The 22,194-nt window shown below is 73.5% G+C and carries 14 protein-coding genes; 7 read left to right on the plus strand and 7 right to left on the minus strand.

The genetic code is table 11. The annotated features are described in order from the left end of the window. Positions 1-5: 5 nt before the first annotated feature. The gene (locus tag AB0H83_RS03840) at positions 6-653 is read left to right on the plus strand and encodes a ferritin-like fold-containing protein (RefSeq protein WP_360086280.1); all 648 of its coding nucleotides are present in this window, start codon (positions 6-8) and stop codon (positions 651-653) included. A gap of 45 nt (positions 654-698) precedes the next feature. Here the strand turns inward: AB0H83_RS03840 and AB0H83_RS03845 are convergent, their stop codons facing one another. Both AB0H83_RS03845 and AB0H83_RS03850 read right to left on the minus strand, forming a co-directional pair. Next, positions 699-932, minus strand: a complete 234-nt coding sequence (locus tag AB0H83_RS03845) for a DUF3107 domain-containing protein (protein WP_344501879.1) — start codon at positions 930-932, stop codon at positions 699-701. A 75-nt stretch (positions 933-1,007) separates the two neighbouring features. Continuing rightward, positions 1,008-1,646 carry a TetR/AcrR family transcriptional regulator gene (locus AB0H83_RS03850; RefSeq protein ID WP_360086503.1) on the minus strand — a complete coding sequence of 213 codons (639 nt, stop codon included), beginning with the start codon at positions 1,644-1,646 and terminating at the stop codon, positions 1,008-1,010. A 341-nt stretch (positions 1,647-1,987) separates the two neighbouring features. Here AB0H83_RS03850 and AB0H83_RS03855 point away from each other — a divergent pair, with 341 nt between their 5' ends. Genes AB0H83_RS03855 through AB0H83_RS03875 form a run of 5 tightly spaced genes read left to right on the plus strand, consistent with a single transcriptional unit; the run spans position 1,988 to position 8,331 of the window. Beyond that, a complete protein-coding gene (locus AB0H83_RS03855; RefSeq protein ID WP_360086284.1) occupies positions 1,988-4,330 on the plus strand; it encodes a hypothetical protein in 2,343 nt (780 codons plus the stop codon). Between the two features lie 23 nt (positions 4,331-4,353). Continuing rightward, complete coding sequence (locus tag AB0H83_RS03860) at positions 4,354-5,391, plus strand: alpha/beta hydrolase (RefSeq protein WP_360086287.1); 1,038 nt, start codon at positions 4,354-4,356, stop codon at positions 5,389-5,391. A 7-nt stretch (positions 5,392-5,398) separates the two neighbouring features. Further along, positions 5,399-6,274: a DUF3152 domain-containing protein gene (locus AB0H83_RS03865; protein WP_360086290.1), complete on the plus strand. Its 876-nt coding sequence runs from the start codon at positions 5,399-5,401 to the stop codon at positions 6,272-6,274. A 41-nt stretch (positions 6,275-6,315) separates the two neighbouring features. Further along, entirely contained in the window at positions 6,316-7,494 is a 1,179-nt protein-coding gene (gene moeZ / locus AB0H83_RS03870) for an adenylyltransferase/sulfurtransferase MoeZ (protein ID WP_360086293.1), read from the plus strand. Positions 7,495-7,536: 42 nt separating this feature from the next. Continuing rightward, positions 7,537-8,331: a squalene--hopene cyclase gene (locus AB0H83_RS03875; protein ID WP_360086296.1), complete on the plus strand. Its 795-nt coding sequence runs from the start codon at positions 7,537-7,539 to the stop codon at positions 8,329-8,331. A gap of 323 nt (positions 8,332-8,654) precedes the next feature. Here the strand turns inward: AB0H83_RS03875 and AB0H83_RS03880 are convergent, their stop codons facing one another. The 5 genes from AB0H83_RS03880 to AB0H83_RS03900 form a co-directional block, all read right to left on the minus strand. Continuing rightward, positions 8,655-10,838 (minus strand): Hsp70 family protein, encoded by a 2,184-nt coding sequence (locus AB0H83_RS03880; protein WP_360086299.1) that lies wholly within the window; start codon positions 10,836-10,838, stop codon positions 8,655-8,657. 56 nt (positions 10,839-10,894) lie between these two features. Then, positions 10,895-12,517 carry an FHA domain-containing protein gene (locus AB0H83_RS03885; protein ID WP_360086302.1) on the minus strand — a complete coding sequence of 541 codons (1,623 nt, stop codon included), beginning with the start codon at positions 12,515-12,517 and terminating at the stop codon, positions 10,895-10,897. 111 nt (positions 12,518-12,628) lie between these two features. Next, entirely contained in the window at positions 12,629-13,861 is a 1,233-nt protein-coding gene (locus AB0H83_RS03890; protein ID WP_360086305.1) for a protein kinase, read from the minus strand. 1 nt (position 13,862) lies between these two features. After that, positions 13,863-16,541 carry a cyanophycin synthetase gene (cphA, locus tag AB0H83_RS03895; protein WP_360086308.1) on the minus strand — a complete coding sequence of 893 codons (2,679 nt, stop codon included), beginning with the start codon at positions 16,539-16,541 and terminating at the stop codon, positions 13,863-13,865. Further along, a complete protein-coding gene (locus tag AB0H83_RS03900; RefSeq protein WP_360086311.1) occupies positions 16,531-17,343 on the minus strand; it encodes a cyanophycinase in 813 nt (270 codons plus the stop codon). The genes cphA and AB0H83_RS03900 overlap by 11 nt, the downstream gene beginning before the upstream one ends. Before the next feature lie 142 nt (positions 17,344-17,485). Between AB0H83_RS03900 and AB0H83_RS03905 the strand changes: the two genes are divergently transcribed. Next, the gene (locus tag AB0H83_RS03905) at positions 17,486-21,124 is read left to right on the plus strand and encodes a family 78 glycoside hydrolase catalytic domain (RefSeq protein WP_360086314.1); all 3,639 of its coding nucleotides are present in this window, start codon (positions 17,486-17,488) and stop codon (positions 21,122-21,124) included. The last annotated feature ends 1,070 nt before the right edge of the window (positions 21,125-22,194 follow it).

The raw sequence follows: 22,194 nt of genomic DNA on the forward strand, positions 1-22,194 counted from the left end.
CCGTCGTGTCCGATCTCACTCCGCCCGCCTCGGCAGTGGTCGACCTGCTCGGCATGCTGGCCTATGGCGAGCTGGTCGCCTTCGACCGGATGGCGGCCGACGCGCGCCTGGCCCCCGACCTGCGCCGCCGGGCGGTGCTCAGCGAGATGGCCGGGCGCGAGATCACCAACTACTGCAGGCTCGCCGACCGCCTCACGGAGCTGGGCGCGGACCCGGAGGAGGCCATGCGGCCCTACGTGCAGGCCGTCTCGGACTACCACGCCCAGACCGAGCCCGCCGACTGGCTGGAGGGCCTGGCCAAGGCCTACGTCGGCGACGGCATCGCCGACGATTTCACCCGGGAGGTCGCGGCGGTGCTCGCCGGGCCGGACCAGGACCTGATCCTGGACGTGCTGCACGACTCCCGGCACGCCGACTTCGCCGCCGACGAGCTGCGGGCCGCGATCGCCGCCGACCCGAAGGTCGCCAACCGGCTGTCGATGTGGTCGCGCCGGCTGGTCGGCGAGGGCATCTCGCAGGCGCTGCGGGTCGCCGCGGAGCGGCCGTCGCTGGCCGGGCTGCTGGCCATCGGCGGCGCCGACTTCCAGGCGCTGCTCAAGCGCCTCACGTCGGCGCACACCGCCCGCATGGGCGCCGTCGGGCTGAACAACTGACTCAGGCCCCGACCCGGAAGCGGGGCAGGGCCTGAGCGCTATCTGTCAACGGGCGGAAGAGAACCCAACCGGCCGCGGCGACGACTCGGCGATCTCCACGTAGGCGATCTTGCCGACCGGCACGATCACCCGGCGGCCCTTCTCGTCCACGAGCGACAGCACTCCCTTGTCGCCACCGTCGATCGCGTCGGTGACCGCAGCTTCAACCTCGGCCGGCGACTGGTTGCTCTCCAGCACCAGCTCCCGAGGCGCATACTGCACGCCGATCTTGACCTCCACGTCTTCCTCCTTGATCGGGCTGCGGCGCGGCCGTGCCTCGGCGCGCACACCCAGTGTGGTTGAAGACTAACGCGATCAGGCGTGCTCCCCGTGCAGGGGGAAGCTCGCGATGCCGCGCCACGACAGCGCGGTCAGCAGCGCCTCCGCGTCGGGCTTGTCCACCTGGCGGCCACCGGCCACCCAGAAGCGCGCCGCGACCTCCGCGGCGCCGACCAGGCCGGAGGCGAGCAGCTCCGCGCGGGCCCGGCTCAGATCGGTGTCGGCCATGATCGTGTCGGTGATCGCGGCGATGCAGCCGCTCTCGACCCGGTCCACCCGCTCGCGGACCGCGGGGTCGTTGCGCAGGTCCGACTCGAAGACCAGGCGGAACGCCTCGCTCTCGTGGTCGATGAAGTCGAAGTAGGCCTGGATCGCGCCGCGGACGCGCTCCTTGTTGTCCGTGGTCGCCTCCATCGCGGCGCGCATCCGGGACACCATCGCGTCGCAGTGGGTGTCCAGCAGCGCCAGATAGAGCTCCAGCTTGCCGGGGAAGTGCTGGTAGAGCACCGGCTTGGAGACACCCGCCCGCTCGGCGATGTCATCCATCGCGGCGGCGTGATAACCCTGCGCCACGAAAACCTGCTGCGCCGCGGCGAGCAGTTGCTTGCGGCGCGCCGACCGGGGCAGCCGCACCGGCCGTCCGGCCGACTGGGTGCCACTCATCGCCGAGGTCATGTTCACCATCCGGATTTGGGTCGGGATTGCAACTTACCCCCTTTCCGCCCACACGGTAGCCTCACCTAGGGGCGACGGAGGAGCGCGCGGTGGACGAATCGGGGCAAGCCGGAAGCCCGCAAGGTGCAGGCGCATATCGCGGAGGAGGACACACGGATCCGCAGAGGACACCGGACGGCGGCCACGGCGACGGTTCGACGCCGAGCGATGACGCGCTCGAGGCGATCGTCTCGGCGTGGCGCGAGCCTGCCAGCGGCGCGATCGCCGGGCGTGCATCGGTCAACGGCAGCCCGCGCGGCCGGGCCGAGGTCCGCAGCGCCTATTCCGACATGCTGGCCCCGATGAGCCCTCCGGTCTCCGTCCCGCCGCCCGGTCAGCAGACCACCACGTCGCTGCACTACGGGCACTACGGCCCCGACGGCCAGGGCTGGCCCAGCTCCGTCAGCCAGCCCGAGACCGGCCTGTCCGTCCCCGCGACCACCACCGGCGCCGGCCTGCCGGCACCCCACGACGGCGCGCCGCTCGGCGGCCAGGTGGACGGCCACCTCAACGGCCACGTGAACGGGCAGGTCAACGGCCACGCGACCGGTCACGTCAACGGCTCCCACACCGGCGCCCACCCGGCCGTGCCCTCCGGCGGCACCGTCTACGGCGCCGCTGCCTCGCCCGCGCCGCAGCTGCGCGACGAGGCCGTCCAGCCCACGTCCGGCGGTTACGGCCCGCCGCCCTCGGCGCTGGACCGCCTCGCCGGGCCGCCTGCGCCGGTCGATCCCCGCGCGCGGGTGCACGGCGACAACGGCCAGCCGCCGTACGGCGCCTACCCGGAGCAGGCCTGGGGCTACGACGCCCGGCCCCGCAACGGCGCCTACCCGGAGCAGGCGCACGCCACCGAGGCGGCGGCCCGCCCCGACGAGCCCGCCGACGGCTACCAGGAGCAGTATCCGCAGCAGGGCTACCAGGCGCCGCAGTACCACTCGCAGGAGTACCCGCAGCAGCAGTACCAGCCGCAGGAGTACCAGCCGCAGGAGTACCAGCCGCAGGGCTACCCCCAGCAGGGCTACCAGCGCCCCGAGGCCCAGCCGCACCCGCAGGACGAGCAGCGGGCGCAGCAGGACACCTACCAGCCGCAGAACACCTACCAGCCACAGGACCCCTACCGCGCCCAGGACGGCTACCCGGCCTACACCCAGCAGTACGAGCCGCAGCAGTACGAGCCGCAGCCGGGGCCCGACTTCGACTGGGCCGCGCCGCAGCACGACCCGGCGGCCCAGCACGGCGGCCAGGCCGCCCCGGCCGCGCCGCAGCTACCGGCCCAGCGGGTGCCCGAGGACGACCCGCTCGTCGGCCCGCTGCCGACGGAGCTGCTCGGCAATGCCACGCCACTGTCCGCGGCCGAGCCGACGATGCCGGCGTTCGCGTCGGAGCCGCCGTATGCGCCCGAGCCGTCGCAGCCCGCGTACCTGCCCCCGGCGTACCAGGGACCCGGCGCCGAGGAGGCTGACTTCAACGGCCCCGAGCTGCCGCAACGGGTGCCCTCGCGCCCCGACGTGCCACAGGTGCCCGAGGTGGAGGTCGAGCCGCTCGTCGCGGAGGCCGTGCCGGCCGGCGGCGAGGACCTGGCGAGGATCGCGACCTTCCTGCGCGAGGACCGCGAGGACGAGGACGACGAGCCCAGCCTCGACGACCGCCCGGACGGGTTCGACATCCCGGCGGTGCTGCGCGCGGTGCAGGGCGTCGCCGGCGTGCGCGAGGCGACCCTGCGCAAGAACGCCGACGGGCTGCACACGCTGCGGCTCGAGCTGCTCGACGAGGCCGATCCGGGCCGGGTGAGCCGGGCCGTGGCGCGGCTGCTCAACGAGCGGATGGGCCTGGCCGCCGAGCCGAACCCGCCGCACCCGTCCGACCTGACCCCGCCGTCGGCGCGCCCGCCGGCCGGGTCTGCGATACGCGGCAACGCCCCGCACAGCGCGCTGCCCGGCTACGGCCGCGAGGCGCGCCGGCGCCGCCCGGTGAGCGGCGTGCGCCGCCCGGCCGAGGCGCCCCGCCCCGACCTCGGCGAGCTGCGGCAGCCGCCCAGCCCGCCCGGGCTGCACCCCCGCGCCGACCAGCCGGCCACCCAGGACGAGCGGCAGGACCCCAGACTGGCCACGGCACAGCCGACCGGCCAGGCAACCGGGCCGGTCACCGGCCAGCCGGACGCCCCGGTGCTCGGCCCGCAGCCGCCGACCCCGGTCAACCGCGACGCGCCGCCGGCACTGGTGCCGCAGTCCAGCGCGATCGTGTCGCCGCGGATCGTCATCGACCAGGTCGAGGTCAGCACGCAGGGCGTGGACGCGGTGGTCGAGGTGCGGCTGATCGCCGACGGGCACCCCGCGGTCGGCGTCGCCAGCGGGCCCGCGGTCGACGGTTACATCCTGCGGCTCTCCGCGGCCGCAGCGGCCTCCGCCGTGGACCAGCTGCTGGTCGACGTGGACGCGACCGCACGGGCCCGGTGTTACATCGAGCATGCCGCGGTGGTGCAGCTCGGCGGGTGCGAGGTCGCCGTCGTCGTGCTGTTGCTGCTGTACGACGGCTGGGTCGAGCAGCTGACGGGCTCCGCGGTCAACTCGGGCGACCCGCGGCAGGCGGTGGTCCGCGCCACCCTCGCGGCCGTCAACCGGCGCCTGGAGGCCCTGCTGCCGTAGGCGCGCTGCGGCACACTGGAAACATGAAGCGAGCTTCTCTTGTCCCGGAGTTCACCGTCCCGTCACCTGAGCGGCTGCCGGAGCGGTGGCCGGGGCGCGAGGTGGAGCTCGACGGGCTGAAGGCATTCGTGCGGGACACGCCGGCCACCGCGCCAGGTGCGGAGCCGGCGGTCTACGTGCACGGCCTCGGCGGGTCGTCGACCAACTGGACCGACCTGGCCGGCGTGCTGTCGGGGCGGCTCGAGGGCCAGGCGATCGACCTGCCGGGCTTCGGCAACAGCGGCCCGGCCCGCAGCTACTCGCTGACCGCGATGGCCGCGCACGTGATCCGCTGGATCGAGCACAGTGACCGCGGCCCGGTGCACCTGTTCGGCAACTCGATGGGCGGCGCGGCGGCGGTCGTGGCCGCGGCGCTGCGCCCGGACCTGGTGCGCAGCCTGACGCTGATCTCGCCGGCGATGCCGTTCCTCGACCCGCGCCGCTCGCTGCAGGGCCCCATCGTGCCGTTGCTGCTGCTGCCCAACGCGGCGAAGCTGGCGGCGCGGCGGATGTCGGCGATGGCCCCCGAGGCGCTCGCCGCGATGGTGATCGAGTCGTGCTACGCCGACCCGACCCGCTATCCGGAGCAGCGGCGGCTCGAGGCGATCGAGGAGGCCCGGCTGCGCCACTCGGTGCCCTGGTACGCCGAGGCGTACGTGGCGAGCCTGCGCGGCCTGGTCGGCAGCTTCCTGCGGGCGTACCTGCCGGGTCAGGGCTCGATGTGGAAGACGGCGGCGCGGATCACCGCACCGACGCTGGTGATCGCCGGGCGGCAGGACCGGCTGGTCGACATCCGCACCGCGCCGCAGGTGGCCCGGCTGGTGCCGGACAGCCGGCTGATGATGCTGGAGGGCGTCGGCCACGTGGCACAGATGGAGGTGCCGCGCACGGTGGCCCGCGCGGTGCTGGGCCTGCTGGACGAGCTGCAGGGCGCCGCCGAGCAGGACGCCCGGCCGCAGGTTGCAACTCAGGTGCGGGACGGGGTGCGGCAGCGCGCGCCGCAGGTGCGCATGGCAAGCTGACCTATCGATGGCGAGCCGACTGAGCAGCGACCGCCGGCGGCTGCCGGTGCCGCTGCCGAGTGACCCGCGGCAGGCCCGTGAAGTGGTCCGGGCCGAGCAGCGCCGTCGCCGTGAGCAGATCCGGCGCCGGCGGTACGCGGTCGCCGGCGTGATGCTCGCCGCGTTCCTGATCGCCGCCGCCGGGCTCGGCCGGCAGTTGTTCTTCGCCGGCGACGGGGGCGGGGACGACGCGCCGGTGTCGGCCGCGGCGACCCGCGGACCGGCGCCGATGCTCGACCCGCCGAGCCGGCCCGCGAGCCAGCCGCCGGACGCCGGGCCGGCCAGTGCCGCCGGCACGTTCGCCTACGCCACCGCCGCCGGGCCGGTCGCCGGCGGTGCCGGGGCGGTCAAGAAGTACCGGGTGGCGGTGGAGAACGGCAGCGGCCAGGAGGCGGACGCGTTCGCCGCCGCGGTCGATCGGGTGTTCGCCGACCCGCGCGGCTGGACGGCCACCGGCCAGGTGCGCCTGCAGCGGGTCGCCGGGCAGGGCACCGCCGACTTCACGATCTTCCTGGCCACGCCGGTGACCTCGGAGCAGATCTGCGCGACCGCCGGCCTGCACACCGCCGGCTTCAGCTCGTGCCGGATCACCGGCAAGGTCGTCATCAACCTGGCCCGCTGGCTCACGGGGGTACCGGACTACGGCGCGCCCGTCGCGGAGTACCAGAGCTACGTCATCAATCACGAGGTCGGCCATGAGCTCGGCAACGGCCACGAGGCCTGCCCCGGGCCCGGGAAGCCGGCGCCGGTCATGCAGCAGCAGACCTACGGGCTGAAGGGCTGCGTCGCCAACGCCTGGCCGTTTGTCGGTGGCCAGCGGTACACGGGCACCAAAGTGCCGTAGCTCACGTGGGATTGCCTCTCGGGCGCGGCAGAATGAGAACCATGTCGTTGCCTCCACTGGTCGAGCCCGCCGCTGACCTGTCCATTGACGAGGTCCGCCGCTACTCCCGGCACCTGATCATCCCGGACGTGGGTGTCATCGGGCAGAAGCGCCTGAAGAACGCCCGGGTGCTGTGCGTCGGCGCCGGCGGCCTCGGCTCGCCGGCCCTGCTGTATCTCGCCGCCGCGGGTGTCGGCACGCTCGGCATCGTCGAGTTCGACACCGTCGACGAGTCCAACCTGCAGCGCCAGATCATTCACGGCCAGTCGGACATCGGCCGGCCGAAGGCGGAGTCGGCGCGCGACTCGGTCCGCGAGATCAACCCGTATGTCAACGTCGTGGTCCACAACGAGGCCCTCGACAACGACAACGTGATGGACATCTTCGCGCAGTACGACCTGATCGTGGACGGCACGGACAACTTCGCCACCCGGTACATGGTCAACGACGCGGCGGTGCTGCTCGGCAAGCCGTACATCTGGGGCTCGATCTACCGGTTCGACGGTCAGGCCTCGGTGTTCTGGGCCGAGCACGGCCCCTGCTACCGCTGCCTCTACCCGGAGCCCCCACCGCCCGGCATGGTCCCCTCGTGCGCCGAGGGCGGCGTCCTGGGCGTGCTGTGCGCGTCGATCGGCGCGATCCAGGTGACCGAGGCGATCAAGCTGATCACCGGCATCGGCGACTCGCTGCTGGGCAGCCTCACCGTGTATGACGCGCTGGAGATGTCCTACCGCAAGATCAAGCTGCGCAAGGACCCGAACTGCGCGATCTGCGGCGAGAACCCCACGGTCACCGCCCTGATCGACTACGACGACTTCTGCGGTGCCGTCTCCGACGAGGCCCAGGCCGCGGCGCTCGGCTCGACGATCACCGCGACCGAGCTCAAGGACTGGCAGGACTCGGGCAAGCCGATCGAGCTGATCGACGTGCGCGAGCCGGCCGAGTGGGAGATCGTGCGGGTGCCCGGGGCGCGGCTGGTGCCGAAGGGCGAGATCCTCAACGGCAATGCCCTCGCCGACCTGCCGCAGGACCGCCAGATCGTCCTGTACTGCAAGAGCGGCGTGCGCTCCGCGGAGGCCCTGGCGGCGGTCAAGGCGGCCGGCTTCAAGGACGCGGTCCACGTGCAGGGCGGGGTCGTGTCCTGGGTGAAGACCGTCGATCCGTCACTACCGGTGTACTAGGGACCCACGCGCGGACAACGGGCGGGCGGTAGCGTACGGCGCATGGTCGACCTTGATGCCGCGATCGGCTACGTCGTCGCACACGGCGACGCCGTTGATCGCGCCCGCCTCGCCTGGCTGCGCACCGGCCAGTTCCCACCGGCAGACGTCCTGGACAAGGCCGAGATCGGCCAGTCGCCCGACGGCGGCTGGCCGGCCCTGTGGGGCGCCGACATCGCCTCCGTCGACGCCACCTGCTTCCGGCTCGCGGAGCTCGACGACCTGGCCGCGATCAACCGGCCGGCGGCCCGCCGGGCCCTGGCCTGGCTCGGGCGCAGCCAGCGGCCCGACGGCATGTGGGAAGAGGACGCGTCGCTCGCCGGGATCGCCCCGCCGTGGGCCCAGCCCGGCGACGACGAGGCGAAGCTGTATCTGACCACCAACGCCGCGTACTGGCTGGTCGTCGGCGGTCCCAACGACGGCGACGACCAGCACGCCACCCGGGTCGCGCGCGCCGCCGAGGCGTTCCGGGCGTCGCTGCGCCCCGACGGCAGCTGGCCGTCGTTCCTGGTCACCGGGTGGCTCGGCTGCGCCGTGCTGTACCACCTCGGCTGGTTCTACGAGTCGGCGCAGATCCAGGTCGCGCTCGCCGACCGGGTGCCGAAGATGACCGCGGCCGACACGGCGTCGCTGTACTCGGCACTGCGACGGGTCGGCATGTCACCCGACGACTGGCTGCTCACCGCCGCCCGCAAGCGCCTCGACGAGACGCAGCGCACCGACGGCGGCTGGGAGAGCGACGACGGCCCGCAGTTCAACGTGCACACCACCCTGACCGCGATCAGGGCGCTGCGTTAGATCTCAGACCACGGACGTTCACTGTGTTGGTCAGGCCGCTGTCCAGGTGGCTGGTCGACCCGGTTTGCGGGCGACCCCTGTCGCGGCCTCGACCGGTTCTCGCCCGGTCCTTGCCCGGTCCTTGCCGGTTCTTGCCGGTTCTTGCCGGTTCTTGCCGGTTCTTGCCCGGTTGATCGAAGTCGTGTCGCGGTCGTCCAGATGACCGGGGCGCGACTTGGATCATCAGGGGTGGTCCGGCTGGTGGGACGGTGATCATCGGGCTCCGGGGTGGGAGGCCCCGGCCGGCGACAACACCAACCCAGCAGACGTCGGTGGTCGCAGCGTTAGCCGGCGATCGTGAACTCCCACGGGTAGGCGTCGTAGCTCTGCGTCGTGATCTCGAACTGGGTGTTGCCCTGGTACGAGTCGGACCCCTTGCGAATCTGGATCACGACCTTCCCGCCGTCGGCGAGGTTGATGTAGCCGGCGTGCACGGCGGCGGTGCACACGGAGGAGTCGGCGGTGTAGGGCCCGTTGCCCCACACCTCGCCCGGTGTGCCATTTTTCGGGCACGTGTACCGGATGATCTTGCCCTCGTTGCCCTCGTACTCCGTGGCAGTGGTGGTCCAGTCGCTGTCGTCGCGCTCGGCGTTGACCTGGAGGGGAGGATCGGTGCTGTCGCCACCACCGGTGTCGCCGTCCGTCTCGCCGGTGCCGCCGGGCTCCTCGGTCTGGCCCGACGTCTGGTCCTTGCCGCCGCTGTCGTCGCCGAGCTTGGTCACGCCGTAGATGCCGAGGCCGACGACCAGCAGCAGGATCACCGCGACCGCTGCGAGGACCGGGGTACGGCGGCGACCGCCGGGCGGGGGCGCGGAGGGGGTCGCGCCCGGAGGGGTCACGGAGGGGGTCGCGCCGCGAGGGGGCCCTGACGCGGGCCGGCCGGGCGGCGGAGGCACCGAGGGCGGGACCGCGGCGGCACCGTACACGTTCGACGGCACCGACGCCCGGCCCGGCGCGGCCGGCGAGACGGGTGGCACGGACGCGAGACCCGGCGCCGCCGGGGAGCCGGTCGGCACGGGCGCACGGCCCGGCGCGGCCGGGGAGCCGGTCGGGGGCATCGAGCCAGCTGGGGGCATGTGGCCGGGTGGGGGCATCGGGCCCGGTGGGGTGGCGTAGCCGGCCGGCGGGGTGTAGCCGGAGTCCTGCTGGAACTGCGCCGACGGCTGGCCCGACACCGGCGTGGTGGAGAACCCCGGCGACACCAGGGCCGCAGACAGCGGCGACCCGGAGACCGGGTGCGGCATCGGCGGGGCGGAGGTCGGGAAGCCCGGGCCGGACACCGGCGAGCTGGAGACGGGCATGCCCGACACCGGCAGGCTGGAGACGGGCGCGTTGGGCACGGGCGGGCCGGAGACGGGCGTGCCGCCGGGGGCGCCCGGGAAGCCGGCGGCCGGCTGGGCGGGCGCGCCGAGGCTGCCCTGCGCGACGACCAGTTCCGGCTGCTCGACGGCGGTCGGGGCCTTGCCCAGCGCCTGGTGCAGCAGCGTCGCGACGAACGGGATCCGGCTGCCGCCGCCGACGAGGAAGACGCCGGCGATGTCGGCCGGGGTCAGCCGGGCCGCGGCGATGGCCGCCCGGGTCGCGGTGACCGTCGAGGTGAGGATCGGGCGGGCGAGCTGCTCGAACTGGTCGCGGCCGAGGGGGATGTCCTCGTCGTACACCGGGATGTGGATCGTCGTGGAGGAGGTGCGCGACAGCATCTCCTTGGCGGCGCGGACGTCGTCCCAGAGCAGCCGGTTGGCGCGGCGTTCGGCGCTGGTCGTCGGGTGGACCAGGCGGCTCCAGGCGGCGGCGTCGCGCGGGGACAGGCTGGCGCCGATGTAGCCGACGATCGCGGCGTCGATGTCGAGGCCGCCGCTGGTGCTGAGCCCCTCCGCGGCGAGGACCTCGAACGTGCCGCTGCCCTGTCGCACGACGGAGGCGTCGAAGGTGCCGGCGCCCAGGTCGTACACGACGAATGCGGAACCGGGTCGGAGGTCGGTGCCCTGCAGGGTCCGGAACACCTCGGCCGCCGCGACCGGCTCGGGCACCAGGTCGACGGTGCCGAGGCCGGCCCGTCCGGCGGCGGCGAGCAGGACCGCGCGGCGGGTCTGCGCCCACGCGGCCGGGCAGGTGATGGTGGCCTGGCCGATCCGGCCGCCGGCGACGCGTTGCGCCTCGCCGTTGACCCGGGCGAGCACGGCGGCGAACAGGTCGGCGGTCGCCACCTCGTGGTCGCCGAGCAGGACGGCGGGCTCGTCGATGCGCCGCTTCGGGTTGGGCTCGAACCGCTCCGGGCTGACCCGGGCGGCGTGCACCGCGTCACGCCCGACGAGCAGGCCCGACTGGGCGTCGGCATAGACCGACGACGGCAGTGTCGGCGAACCGTCGAAGAGCAGCGGCCGGACGTGGCCGTCGGGCCAGGCCAGCATCGCCACGGTGTTCGAGGTGCCGAAGTCGATGCCTAACCGGTAACCTCGCGCGTCCACGTGGCCAATATACGGACCTCACACCACCCCGAGATCCTCTCAACGGCGCGGCGCGCCTAGTCGACCAGACGGAGCGCGACGGTCGGCGCGTCGAGCAGCACCGAGGCGGGCTCGGAGCCGACGACCGTCTGCAGGCGGTGATCGCCGACGATGAGCTCGACGCCCGTGTAGAGCTCGACCGAGTCCCATCCGCTCAGCTGGTACGACTTGCGGTAGATCCGCTCGGTTTCCTCCTTGATGTCCGGGGCCGAGCGTTTCCAGATGAGGGTGCCGTTTTCACTCGTATCGGTGACGACCGGGCGGCCGTCGCGTACCTCGAGCTTCAGGTGCTCCTTGGCGATCCAGGAGGCGGCGGCCTCGTGCAGCCACTGGCCGACGGCGATGTCGTCGGGGTCGGAGGGCTCGCGGCCGACGATCACGGGCCGGTCCTCGCCGACCACGAACCGCCGCCGGGCGAGGTCCTCGACGACCACGGACACGGCGAACGCGGCCGGCCGCGGCCCGATGTCCTTGACCGCCTCGCCGTGGCGGGGGCAGGCGGGCACGCCGGCGCGCATGCGCGGGACGGGCTGGCCGATCCGGCGGAAGCGGCCGAACGCAGGGCAGTCGGGCTCCTTGCAGCGCCACTCGCGGGCCATGAGGGCCGCGCCGACGCCACTGGGGTCGGCGCGGGTGAACCGCCGGCGCATCACCCGGGTCCGGCCGGCCCGCTGCGAGCCGCGCGCGGTGAACGACTGCAGGCCATCGGGGCGCCCGCCCTGCTGGGTGGATGCCGGTTTCGGGGCCGCGCCGGAGGGGCGGGGGGACGGCTTGGCGGCCACGGAGGTGTCGGCCTTTTCCGCTGCGACGGAAATGTCGGACATGTCCGCGGGGGCGGTGGAAGACGAGCCAGTGGAAGCGCCGCCGGAAGACGAGGCGCCGGAAGACGAAGTGGGGGAGGACGAGGCCGGACCGCCGGACGACGAGGCGTCGGAGGCAGAGGCGCCCGAAGGCGAGGCCGGGGCGCCGGAAGATGAGGCGGCGGGGGCGCCGGACGAGGTGGCGTCGGCCGCGGCGGCGGGCTCGGCGCCCGCGGTGGCGTCCGCCGTCCCAGGTGCGCCGGGCGCGGAGCCGGCCTCCTCCGCGGGCTCCAGAGGGATGATCGGCAGGGTCGCCGTGCCCTTCACGACCAGGCGTTCCTTGCCGTCCTTCGGCGGGGGCGGCTCGCCGCCCGGGGTGAGCACGGCGCCGCCGGCGCGCGGGATGAGGCGCAGGACCCGCTCGGGGCTGTCGACGAGCCACGGGAAGCGGGCGGCGAACTGCGGCTGGTCGCGTACCACGATCAGCGGCAGGCCGGTGAAGTCGGCGATCTCGACGGGGCGGTCCGCGACGACCGGGGTGACCTCGATGAGGCCGTCGTCGGCCCAGCGGCCGAGCACCATGCGCTCCTTCGAGGTGAGCGCCGCCTCCGAGAGGGCCTCGCGGCCGACGACGGGATACAGCATCGCGCCGGCGTCGATGAGGTACCGGCTGAGCGCGTCGACGACCATGCCGAGGCGCAGCAGGTTGATCGGGCGGCCCCCGTCCAGGGCCACGAACCGGGCGACATCGGCCAGGTCGACGACGGCTTGGGCGAGTGTGACGTCGGTGGTCAGCCGTTGCTCGATGGTGTCCATGACCCGGCTGACTTCGAAGCGCACGGCCCCTCCCCATCCCTCGACCCGGACACCATAGGGCATCACCGAGATCAGACTTGTGTACCAGTCGGGAAGGTTGCACGCCATAAGCAACGAAAAGGTTCAGCCGCGACTTTACTTGTTCTTGCCGGGACCCTTGCCCTTCTTCGGACCACCGTGCTTGTCCGCGGCGGGCGGGGCCGCGCCCGGCTTCGTGGCGCCGCCGGCGGTCTGGGCGCCCGGGTTCGCCGCCGGGGCCACCGTGGGGTCCGTGGCCGGCGTCGACGGGTCAACCGTCGGGTCGCTGGCTGGGTCGCTGGCTGGGTCGGTCGCTTGCGGGGTGGAGACGTCCACCGGGGTGGTCGCCGGGGTCCAGGCGGTGGCGGGGTCGCGGTCCTGCGCGGCGGCTCCGGCGGCGCCCACGCCGAGGATCAGCGCGGTCGCCGCGGCGACGGTGACCCGCCGCCTGACCGGCCCGGCGAGGGTGGCGTCCCGCAGCCGCCGCACCGGAGCCAGGCTCCGCGCCGTGGCCAGCCGGCCTCTCGTCAGGTGCCCGCCCTCCGGCAGCAGCCGCACCGGGAAGGTCAGGCGCCTGGTGCGCGGCACGACCGCGAACAGCGTGGCCAGGTCGGCGGCGGCGGGCCGGTTCGCGGGCGTCTTGGCCAGGCAGCGGCGGGCGGCGGCGGCCACCCCGGCGGGCAGCTCCAGGGCGGCTGGCAGCGGCGCCGGTGGCAGCCTGCGGTGCGCGTACAGCATCTCCTCGGTGGTGGTGACCGGCCAGGGCAGCGCGCCGGTGAGCATCCGGTGCAGCACGACGCCGAGCGCGTAGACATCGGTGGCGGCCGACGGCGCGACGCCGCGCAGGCGCTCCGGGGCGACGTACGCCGGGGTGCCGAGCAGCTCGTCGGTGTCATCGCCGGCGACGGCGGAGATGCCGAAGTCGACGAGCTTCGCCCCGCCGGCGGTGAGCATGACGTTGGCGGGTTTGACGTCGTGGTGGACCAGCCCGCGGGCGTGCACGGCGGCGAGGGCCGAGGCGAGCTGCGCGGCGATCCGCAGCGACTCGGTGACCGGCAGCGGCCCGCCGGCGCGCAGCAGCCGGTCCTCCAGCGACTCGCCCTCGACCAGCTCCATCACGACGAAGGGGTTGCCGCCGGTGTGGCCGAAGTCGTACACGGCGGCGATGTGGGGGTGGCTGAGCAGCGCGGCGGCGCGGGCCTCGGCCTGGATACGGCGGCGGGCCAACGGGTCCGCGGCGGCCGCGAGCTGTTTGACGGCGACGGGGCGGCCCAGCACCTCGTCGTGGGCGCGCCAGACGACAGACATGCCGCCGACGCCGAGTTGTTCGATCAGCCGGTAACGCTCCACGTCACACTGATGCCCCGATCAGCGGAAACGACACACATTGATCGGCGACGGTCTCGGCGCCGAGGGTGCTCAGCAGCGACAGGACCGGCTCGATCTTCTCGTACAGCAGCAGCAGCACGTCGCCGGGGCGGGCCATGGCGAGGGCGGCGGGGACGGCCTCGTCGACCGTGCGCACGACGGTGCAGCTCACCGCCGGGCAGGTGGTGGCCAGCTCCTCACGCAGCAGCGCCGGGACCTCCCCGGGCGAGCGGCCGCGCAGGTCACTGTCCTCGTAGAGCACGACGCGGTCGAAGCGGCCGCCGACCTCGCGGGCCGACTCGCGCAGCAGGTCGTCGCGGCGGTCGCCGGGCAGGGTGACGGCGGCGACGGCGTGGGACGCGCCCCAGACGCGTTCGACGAGGTCGCTGATCGCGCGGATGGCGGCGGGGTTGTGCGCGTAGTCGACGAGGATGTCGGTGTCGCCGAGGCGCAGCAGCGTGCCGCGGCCGGGGTTGTCGGCGAACGTGCGCAGGCGCTCGGCGACGCGGGCGGTGGCGACGCCGAGGACCCGGGCGGCGGCGGTCGCGGCGAGGGCGTTGGCGACGAGGTGGCGGGCCGCGCCGCCGAAGCCGCCGCCGAGCTCGCGCACGGCGAGCAGCGGGATCCAGCGGCGGTCGGCGAGCTCGACGAGCCAGCCGTCGGCGAGCAGGTACGCCCGGCCGCCGGTGTCCCAGTGCCGCCGGATCAGGGGGTTGCGCGGGTCGAGGCCGCACCAGATGATCTCGCACTTGGCGAACCGGTCGCCGGGATGGGCGGCGAGGGCACGGCTGCGCGCGTCGTCGGCGTTGAGCACGACCGCGCCGCCCTCCCGGACCCGCTCGCCGATGAGGGACTTGAGCGCGACCAGGTCCTCGACGCTGTCGATGCCGTCCTGGCCGAGGTGGTCGCCGGTCAGGTTGGTGATGATGCCGACGTCGCTCCAGTCGTACCCGAGGCCCTGGCGGAGCAGGCCGCCGCGGGCGGTCTCGAGCACGGCGGCGTCGACGGTGGGGTCGCTGAGCACGACACGGGCCGAGCGCGGCCCGGTGGCGTCGGCGCGCTGGACGAGCCGGCCGCCGATGGTGATGCCGTCGGTGGTGGTGACGCCGACGCGCAGGCCGGCGCCGTCGAGCAGGTGCGCGGTGATGCGGGCGACGGTGGTCTTGCCGTTGGTGCCGGTGATCGCGACGATCGGGATGCGGGCCGGGGTACCGGCCGGGTAGAGCGCCTCCACGACGGCCGCGCCGACGTCGCGGGCGGTGCCGTCGCTGGGGTCCAGGTGCATGCGCAGCCCGGGCGCGGCGTTGACCTCGATGACGCCGCCGACGGCGGGGGCCCCGGACGGCGGCAACGGGTCGGCGATCGACGGCAGGCGCAGGTCGAGCCCGGCGATGTCGAGGCCGACGATCGCGGCGACCCGCCGGCACAGGTCGGCGACGGACGGGTGGACGAGGTCGGTGACGTCGACGCTGGTGCCGCCGGTGGACAGGTTCGCGTTCTCGCGCAGCCGCACGACCTGCCCCTCGGCGGGGACGGCGCCGGCGTCGAGGCCCTGGCGGCGCAGCAGGGTGAGCGCGACGTCGTCGACGGTGAGCCGGGTCAGCGGCCGGGCGTGGCCGTCGCCGCGGCGCGGGTCCTCGTTGGCCCGGGCGATCAGGCCGGCCACGTCGGTGACGCCGTCGCCGACCACGTGCGCGGCGACCCGCTCGGCGGCGGCGACGACCTGGCCGCCGACGGTGAGCACGCGATAGTCGCGGCCGGTCAGCTCGCGCTCCACGACGGCGTCGCCGCCGCCGGCGGTGGCGGCCTCGAACGCGGCGCGCAGCGCGTCGGCCGAGTCGATGCCGAGGAACACGTGCTGGCCCTGGCGACCCTGCCGGGGTTTGACCACGACCGGCGGGCCGAGCTCGACGAAGAGGTCCAGGGCATCGGCGAGGGAGCTCGCGGCGCCGCCGCCGGGGACGGGGATGCCGACCTCGTCGAGCAGGCGCCGGGTGAGTTCCTTGTCCGAGGCGATGTCGACGCCGATGGCGGAGGTCTGGTCGGTGAGCGCGGCCCACACCAGGCGCCGGTGCCGGCCGTAGCCGAGGCGCAGCAGGCTGAGCTCGCCGACGCGCTCGACCGGGATGCCGCGTTCGCGGGCGGCGGCGGCGATGGCGGCGGTGCTCGGCCCGCTGCTCTCCCGCTCGTACGTGCGGCGCAGGTCCGCCAGCTCGTCCTCGACGTCGACCGGTTGGCCGTGCAGCGTTGCCAGTACCCCCGTGATCGCCAGCGCGAGCAGGCGCTCGGCGACCCGGGAGCCGGACGGCTCGTCGAGCGGGCACTCGGTGACGACGTCGTACTCGCCGGGCACGCCGGTGCCCTCCGTGCGGCCGAAGTTGACGTGCCGGCCGATGCGCTGCGACAGCTCGATGGCGACGTGCTCGGCGGTGTGCCCGAAGTAGGTGCCGCCGACGAGCCGCCTGACGAAGCCGCCGGGCTCGCCGAAGGCGCAGTGGTGCTCGGCGAGGCCGGGGAACGCGGCCAGGAGCCGCTCAGTGAAGCCGGGGTAGTCGCTGCTCTCGCGGTCGGTCAGCCCGTCGAGCAGGACCCGGGTCACCTGGACCGGGCGCGCGAGGTACCGGTTGGGTCCGCGCAGCCGGCGGCTGCTGTCAATCCGCATGATCTCGTTCCGATCTTCTGATGGCCGCCCGCTCGGCAAGGTTGAACCGCCAACCCGCCGGAAGCACGTGCAGCTGGGCGCCGCACAGGGCGATCGGCCCGCCCTCGTCGGAGTAGGGCGCGCTGATCGTGGTGGCCTGCCCCGCGTCGATGACGGTGACCGTGCCCGCGCCGAGCACCTCGAACACGTCACCGTCGATGAGGATCGCGGTGTTCTCGTCGATGCCCAGGCCGAGCTCGTGCGGGAACATGGCGATGGCGCTGAGCAGGCGGTTGAGCCGCCCGCGCTGGGCGAAGTGCATGTCGATGAGCACGCCCGGCAGGAACTCCATGCCGGGGCCGGTGCGGACGCTGTCGGTGGCGACGGACGCGTTGCTGCCGCCGATGATCATCGTGCTGGACATCATGGCGGCGCCGGCGCTGGTACCGGCGAGGATCAGACCGTCGGCGAGCCGGGCGTGCAGCGCCGAGTCGACCTTGGAGCCGCCGACGACGGTGGCGATGCGCAGCTGGTCGCCGCCGGTGAAGAAGACACCCGTGGCGCGCTCGATGACGGCGACGGCCCGCGCGCTGTTGCTGTCGTCGCGGTCGTCGAGCCGCAGCGGGGTGACGTGCTCCACGCCGAGGCGCTGGAAGACCTCGGCGTACTCCTTCTCCCGCAGCTCGGGGCTCTCGCTGGCGGTCGCGATCACCACAAGGTGCGCCCTCGTGCCGCCGGCGAGCAGCACGAACCGTTCGAGGATGGCATCGTCGCCGGGGTCATGGCTCTCCGCACCACCGATGACGAGCAGCTTTCCCGGCATCCCACCTCCACATCCCCCTCATCTTGCGGTTCAGCGGAGGGCCGAACGTTGCTTATTGACCAGGGTCTACGTACAGTCGGTGCATCACTACGTTCTGAAACGTTTTAATGAAACGTTTCACGTCACCGACAGGAGCACCGCCATGCGCCTGAAGAGACGCCGCGCGGGCGCCGCCGCGCTCGTGCTGCTCGCCGCACTGCTCATCGCACCGCCGGCACCGGCCGCCGCCGCCACCCCTGTGAGCCTCGCCGGGGCGCACTGGATCTGGTACTCGGAAGGCAACCCGGCCAGCAGCGCACCCGCCGCGTACCGCTACTTCCGCAAGACCTTCACCGTCGCCGCCGGCGCGGTCACCGAGGCGCAGCTGGTCGTCACCGGCGACGACACCGTCGACGTGTGGCTCAACGGCAAGCCCGTCGCCGCCTCGCCGCGGGTCGTGGACTCGTGGCACGACGCGGTCTACGTCGACCTGCAGTCCGCCCTGGTCAGCGGCACGAACACGCTCGCGATCGCGGCCCGCAACACCACCGTCGGCCCGGCCGGCCTGCTCGGCAAGGTGCACGTCGTCACCGCCGGCGGCACCACCGACCTGGTCACCGACGGCAGCTGGAAGGCGTTCCAGACGGTGCCGGCCGGCTGGGAGCAGCCCGGGTTCGCCGACGGGGCCTGGCCCGCCGCGGCCGACTTCGGCGCCTACGGCGTCGGCCCGTGGAACTCCGGCGTCGTCGCGCCCGACCCCACCGCGCCGTCGCCGCTGAGCGTGGCGAGCGGCACCGTCGAGCACCGGCCGAACCCCCTCGGCGTCGACGCGGCGCAGCCGCGCTTCGGCTGGAAGCTCGCCTCGACCGCGCCGCAGCAGCGGCAGGCCGCCTACGAGCTGTCCGTGGACGGCGTCTGGAACAGCGGCCGGGTCCCCTCCGGCCAGCAGGTCGACGTCGTCTACACCGGCCCGGCGCTACAGTCGCTGCGGCGCTACACGTGGAAGGTCCGCATCTGGGACACCCAGGGCCGGGTCAGCGCGTGGAGCCCCACCTGGTCGTTCGAGACCGGGCTGCGCGCCCCCGCGACCGAGTGGACCGGCGACTTCGTCGGGCAGGCCGCGGTCACCGCCGACCTGTCCGGCGCCACCTGGATCTGGTACCCCGAGGGTGACCCCGCCGCGGGGGTGCCGGCGGCGACCCGGTACTTCCGGCGCACGTTCACCCTCGCCTCCGTGCCGTCCGCGGCGACCCTGGTCGTCACCGGTGACGACACCGCCGACGTGTGGGTCAACGGCACCCAGGTCAGCACGTCGCCGCGGGTGTTCCAGTCGTGGCAGCAGGCGGTGGCGGTCGACATCCGCAGCCGGCTCGTGGCCGGTACCAACACCATCGCCATCTCCTCGGAGAACACCACCCAGTCCCCGGCCGGCCTGATCGCCAAGCTGACCGGCGTCCCGCTGGTGACCGACACGTCCTGGAAGTCCTCCACCACCGCGCCCGCGGGCTGGAACCAGGGCGGGTTCAACGACTCGGCCTGGCCCGCGGCCCGCGCGGTCGCCACCTACGGCAGCGGCCCCTGGGGCGCCAACGTCTCCGTCGCCAAGCCCGCGCCGCTGCTGCGCAAGGGCTTCACGGTCAGCAAGCCGGTCGCCTCCGCGCGCCTGCTCACCACCGCGCTCGGCCTGCACGAGACCCGGCTCAACGGCGCCCGCGTCGGCACCGACGTCCTCGCCCCCGGCTGGACCGACTACACCAAGCGCGTGCAGTACAAGGTGTACGACGTCACCGGCCAGATCCGCCAGGGTGGCAACGCGCTGGGCGCCTGGCTGGGCAACGGCTGGTACTCCGGCAGCCTCGGCTTCGCCGGCAGCCAGAAGTACGGCACGCAGCCCTGGTACTCCGCGCAGCTGGTGCTGGTGTACACGGACGGCACCACCTCGACGGTCCGCACCGACAACACCTGGAAGGTGTTGAGCGGCCCGATTCGTGCTGATGACCTGTACCACGGCGAGGCCTACGACGCCCGCCTGGCGGTCGCCAACTGGGACGCACCCGGCTTCGACGACAGCTCGTGGGCCACTGCTTTTGTAAAGACAGGTGCCAAGCCGAACCTCGTCTCGCAGGTCGACAACGGGGTGAGCGTGCAGCAGCAGTTCCGCCCCGTCGCCGTCACCCAGCCCTCGCCCGGCGTGTGGATCTTCGACATGGGCCAGAACTTCACCGGCTGGAACCGCATCTCGGTCACCGGCCCGGCCGGCACCACCGTCCAGATCCGCCACGCCGAGGTCCTCACCGGCGGCCAGCTCTACACCACCAACCTGCGCGCCGCCCAGGCCACGGACCGCTTCACCCTCGCCGGTACCGGCACCGCAGAGGTCTACGAGCCGCGCTTCACCGTGCACGGGTACCGCTACGTCGAGCTGACCGGCCTGCCGGCCGGCTTCACCCCGACCGCGGACACCGTCACCGGCCGCGCGGCGTGGACCTCCGGCGCCCAGCTCGGCACCCTCACCACCTCCAACGCCCTGGTCAACCAGCTGCAGCACAACATCCTGTGGGGCGAGCGCTCCAACATGCTGTCCATCCCCACCGACTGCCCGCAGCGCGACGAACGGCTCGGCTGGACCGGCGACATCGCGATCTTCGCCGGCACCTCCACCTTCAACATCGACGTGCAGGGCTTCCTCGACAAGTTCGCCGACGACCTGGTCGACGCCCAGCGCGGCGACGGCGCCTTCACCGACGTCGCCCCCGCCGTCTGCTGCGGCGCCGGCACCGCCGGCTGGGGCGACGCGGGCGTCATCGTCCCGTACACCCTCTGGCAGCGCCACGGCGACCTGCGCGTCGTCGACGAACACTTCGACGCGATGGCCCGCTGGGTCGACTACCTGCGCGCCACGTCGGGCAGCGACCTGATCCGCAACCAGCCCACCTACGGCGACTGGCTCAACGTCAACGACAACACCGCGCAGGACGTCATCTCCACCGCGTTCTTCGCCTGGTCCGCCCGCCTGGTGTCGCGCATGGCCAACGCGACGGGCCGCACCGCCCAGGGCAACGCCTACGGCACCCTCGCCGACCAGGTCGGCGCCGCGTTCACAGCCCGCTTCGTGGCCGCCGACGGCACCGTGACCGGCAACACCCAGACCGGCTACGTCCTGGCCCTGGCCTTCGGTCTCGTCCCGCCGTCGCGGACGGCACAGCTGGCCGACAAGCTCGTCGCCAAGGTCGCCGCGAGCAACGGCCACCTGTCCGTCGGCTTCCTCGGCGTCGAGAACCTCCTGCCGGTCCTGGCCAACACGGGCCACGCGGACACGGCGTACCAGATCCTGCTGCAGCCCGGCTATCCCGGCTGGGGCTACATGAACAGCCGCGGCGCCACCACGATCTGGGAGCGCTGGGACGGCATCCGCACCGACGGCTCCTTCCAGGACCCCGGCATGAACTCCTTCAACCACTACGGCCTCGGCTCGGTCGGCGACTTCCTGTACCGCCAGGTCGGCGGCCTGGGCCCGGCCTCCCCCGGCTACGCGTCGCTGCTCGTCGCCCCGCAGCCGGGCGGCGGCCTGACCTCGGCCAAGTCGTCGTACGAGACCCCGTACGGCCTCGCCGTCAGCGACTGGTCCATCTCCGCCGGCGCGCTCACCCTGCGCGTGACGGTCCCGGCGGGCGCCTCGGCCACGGTCCGGGTGCCGACCTCACAACCAGGCTCGATCCTGGCCCCCGGCCAGGCGGTCCCTTCCGGCCCGGCGACGTTCCTGCTGCCGGCGGGTTCGTACACGTTCACCGCTCCGGTCTGACGCTCCGCTTCCATGATCGGGTGGCGGATCCGGCCGCTTCGGGCGACCGGATCCGCCGCTCGACCCGCGAAGGCTGAGAATGGCCCCCCGGGCGACCGAATCCGTCCTTGGATCTGCCAGCAGCGGGCAGAAGCGCCCCGCGCGGTGGCGATCCACACCACAACCAGGGACATGATGTGGACAAATCACACATGCCACCCGCCCGCTCCGTGCCACGCCACCCACCGCCCATGATCAAAGGCCCGGAACGGCCACCATGACGACCGGATCCGTCCATCGATCCGCCAGCAACAGACGGAGATCGGCGTCCGGCCAGACTCAACACGACCGACGGCGCACCTGCGCCCGGCGGGCGATGCTCGTGACCGCGGCGTGCCGTGCGGAAGGTCCGCGGGTTAGCGATCCACGCCGCAGGCAAGAACAGGATGCAGACAAATCGCATATGTCACCCGACCACTCCGCGCCGTACCACCCACCGCCCATGATCAAAGGCCCGGAACGGCCACCATGACGACCGGATCCGTCCATCGATCCGCCAGCAACAGACGGAGATCGGCGTCCGGCCGGACTCAACACGACCGACGGCGCACCTGCGCCCGGCGGACGATGCCCGCGACCGCGGCATACCGGGCGGTAGGCCCGCGGGGTGCCGATCCACGCCGCAACCAAGGACATGATGTGGACAAATCGCCACATGCCACCCGGCCACTCCGCGCCGTGCCACCCACCGCCCATGATCAAAGACCGGGAACGGCCCAGGACGACCGGATCCGTCCTTTGATCTTTGAGGGTGGCCGGGGGAAGGCCGAGCCGCAATGGCGTACGCCGCCGCCTCAGTGGCGGTGGCATCCGGGGCCGCCCTCTGCGAGCCGTGCGGTGAACGACGATGGCGTGCTGCATCACCGGTGCCTGCCGGCGGGTCAGGTCAGTCGCTCCCCGAGCAGCCGCTGCCGCGCAGTGGCGCCCGGACCGCCACGCCCGGACCGCCACGCCCGGACCGCCACGCCCGGACCGCCACGCCCGGACCGCCACGCCCGGACCGCCACGCCCGGACCGCCACGCCCGGACCG

It is taken from the genome of Dactylosporangium sp. NPDC050688 (genome assembly GCF_040654515.1).
Taxonomy (GTDB): Bacteria; Actinomycetota; Actinomycetes; order Mycobacteriales; family Micromonosporaceae; genus Dactylosporangium.

Excerpts from the sequence above, each read along its gene's own strand:
- AB0H83_RS03850 (WP_360086503.1), bottom strand. The coding sequence starts at position 1,646 with ATGACCTCGGCGATGAGTGGCACCCAGTCGGCCGGACGGCCGGTGCGG.
- AB0H83_RS03855 (WP_360086284.1), top strand. The coding sequence starts at position 1,988 with ATGAGCCCTCCGGTCTCCGTCCCGCCGCCCGGTCAGCAGACCACCACG.
- AB0H83_RS03860 (WP_360086287.1), top strand. The coding sequence starts at position 4,354 with ATGAAGCGAGCTTCTCTTGTCCCGGAGTTCACCGTCCCGTCACCTGAG.
- AB0H83_RS03865 (WP_360086290.1), top strand. The coding sequence starts at position 5,399 with ATGGCGAGCCGACTGAGCAGCGACCGCCGGCGGCTGCCGGTGCCGCTG.
- moeZ (WP_360086293.1), top strand. The coding sequence starts at position 6,316 with ATGTCGTTGCCTCCACTGGTCGAGCCCGCCGCTGACCTGTCCATTGAC.
- AB0H83_RS03875 (WP_360086296.1), top strand. The coding sequence starts at position 7,537 with ATGGTCGACCTTGATGCCGCGATCGGCTACGTCGTCGCACACGGCGAC.
- cphA (WP_360086308.1), bottom strand. The coding sequence starts at position 16,541 with ATGCGGATTGACAGCAGCCGCCGGCTGCGCGGACCCAACCGGTACCTC.
- AB0H83_RS03900 (WP_360086311.1), bottom strand. The coding sequence starts at position 17,343 with ATGCCGGGAAAGCTGCTCGTCATCGGTGGTGCGGAGAGCCATGACCCC.
- AB0H83_RS03905 (WP_360086314.1), top strand. The coding sequence starts at position 17,486 with ATGCGCCTGAAGAGACGCCGCGCGGGCGCCGCCGCGCTCGTGCTGCTC.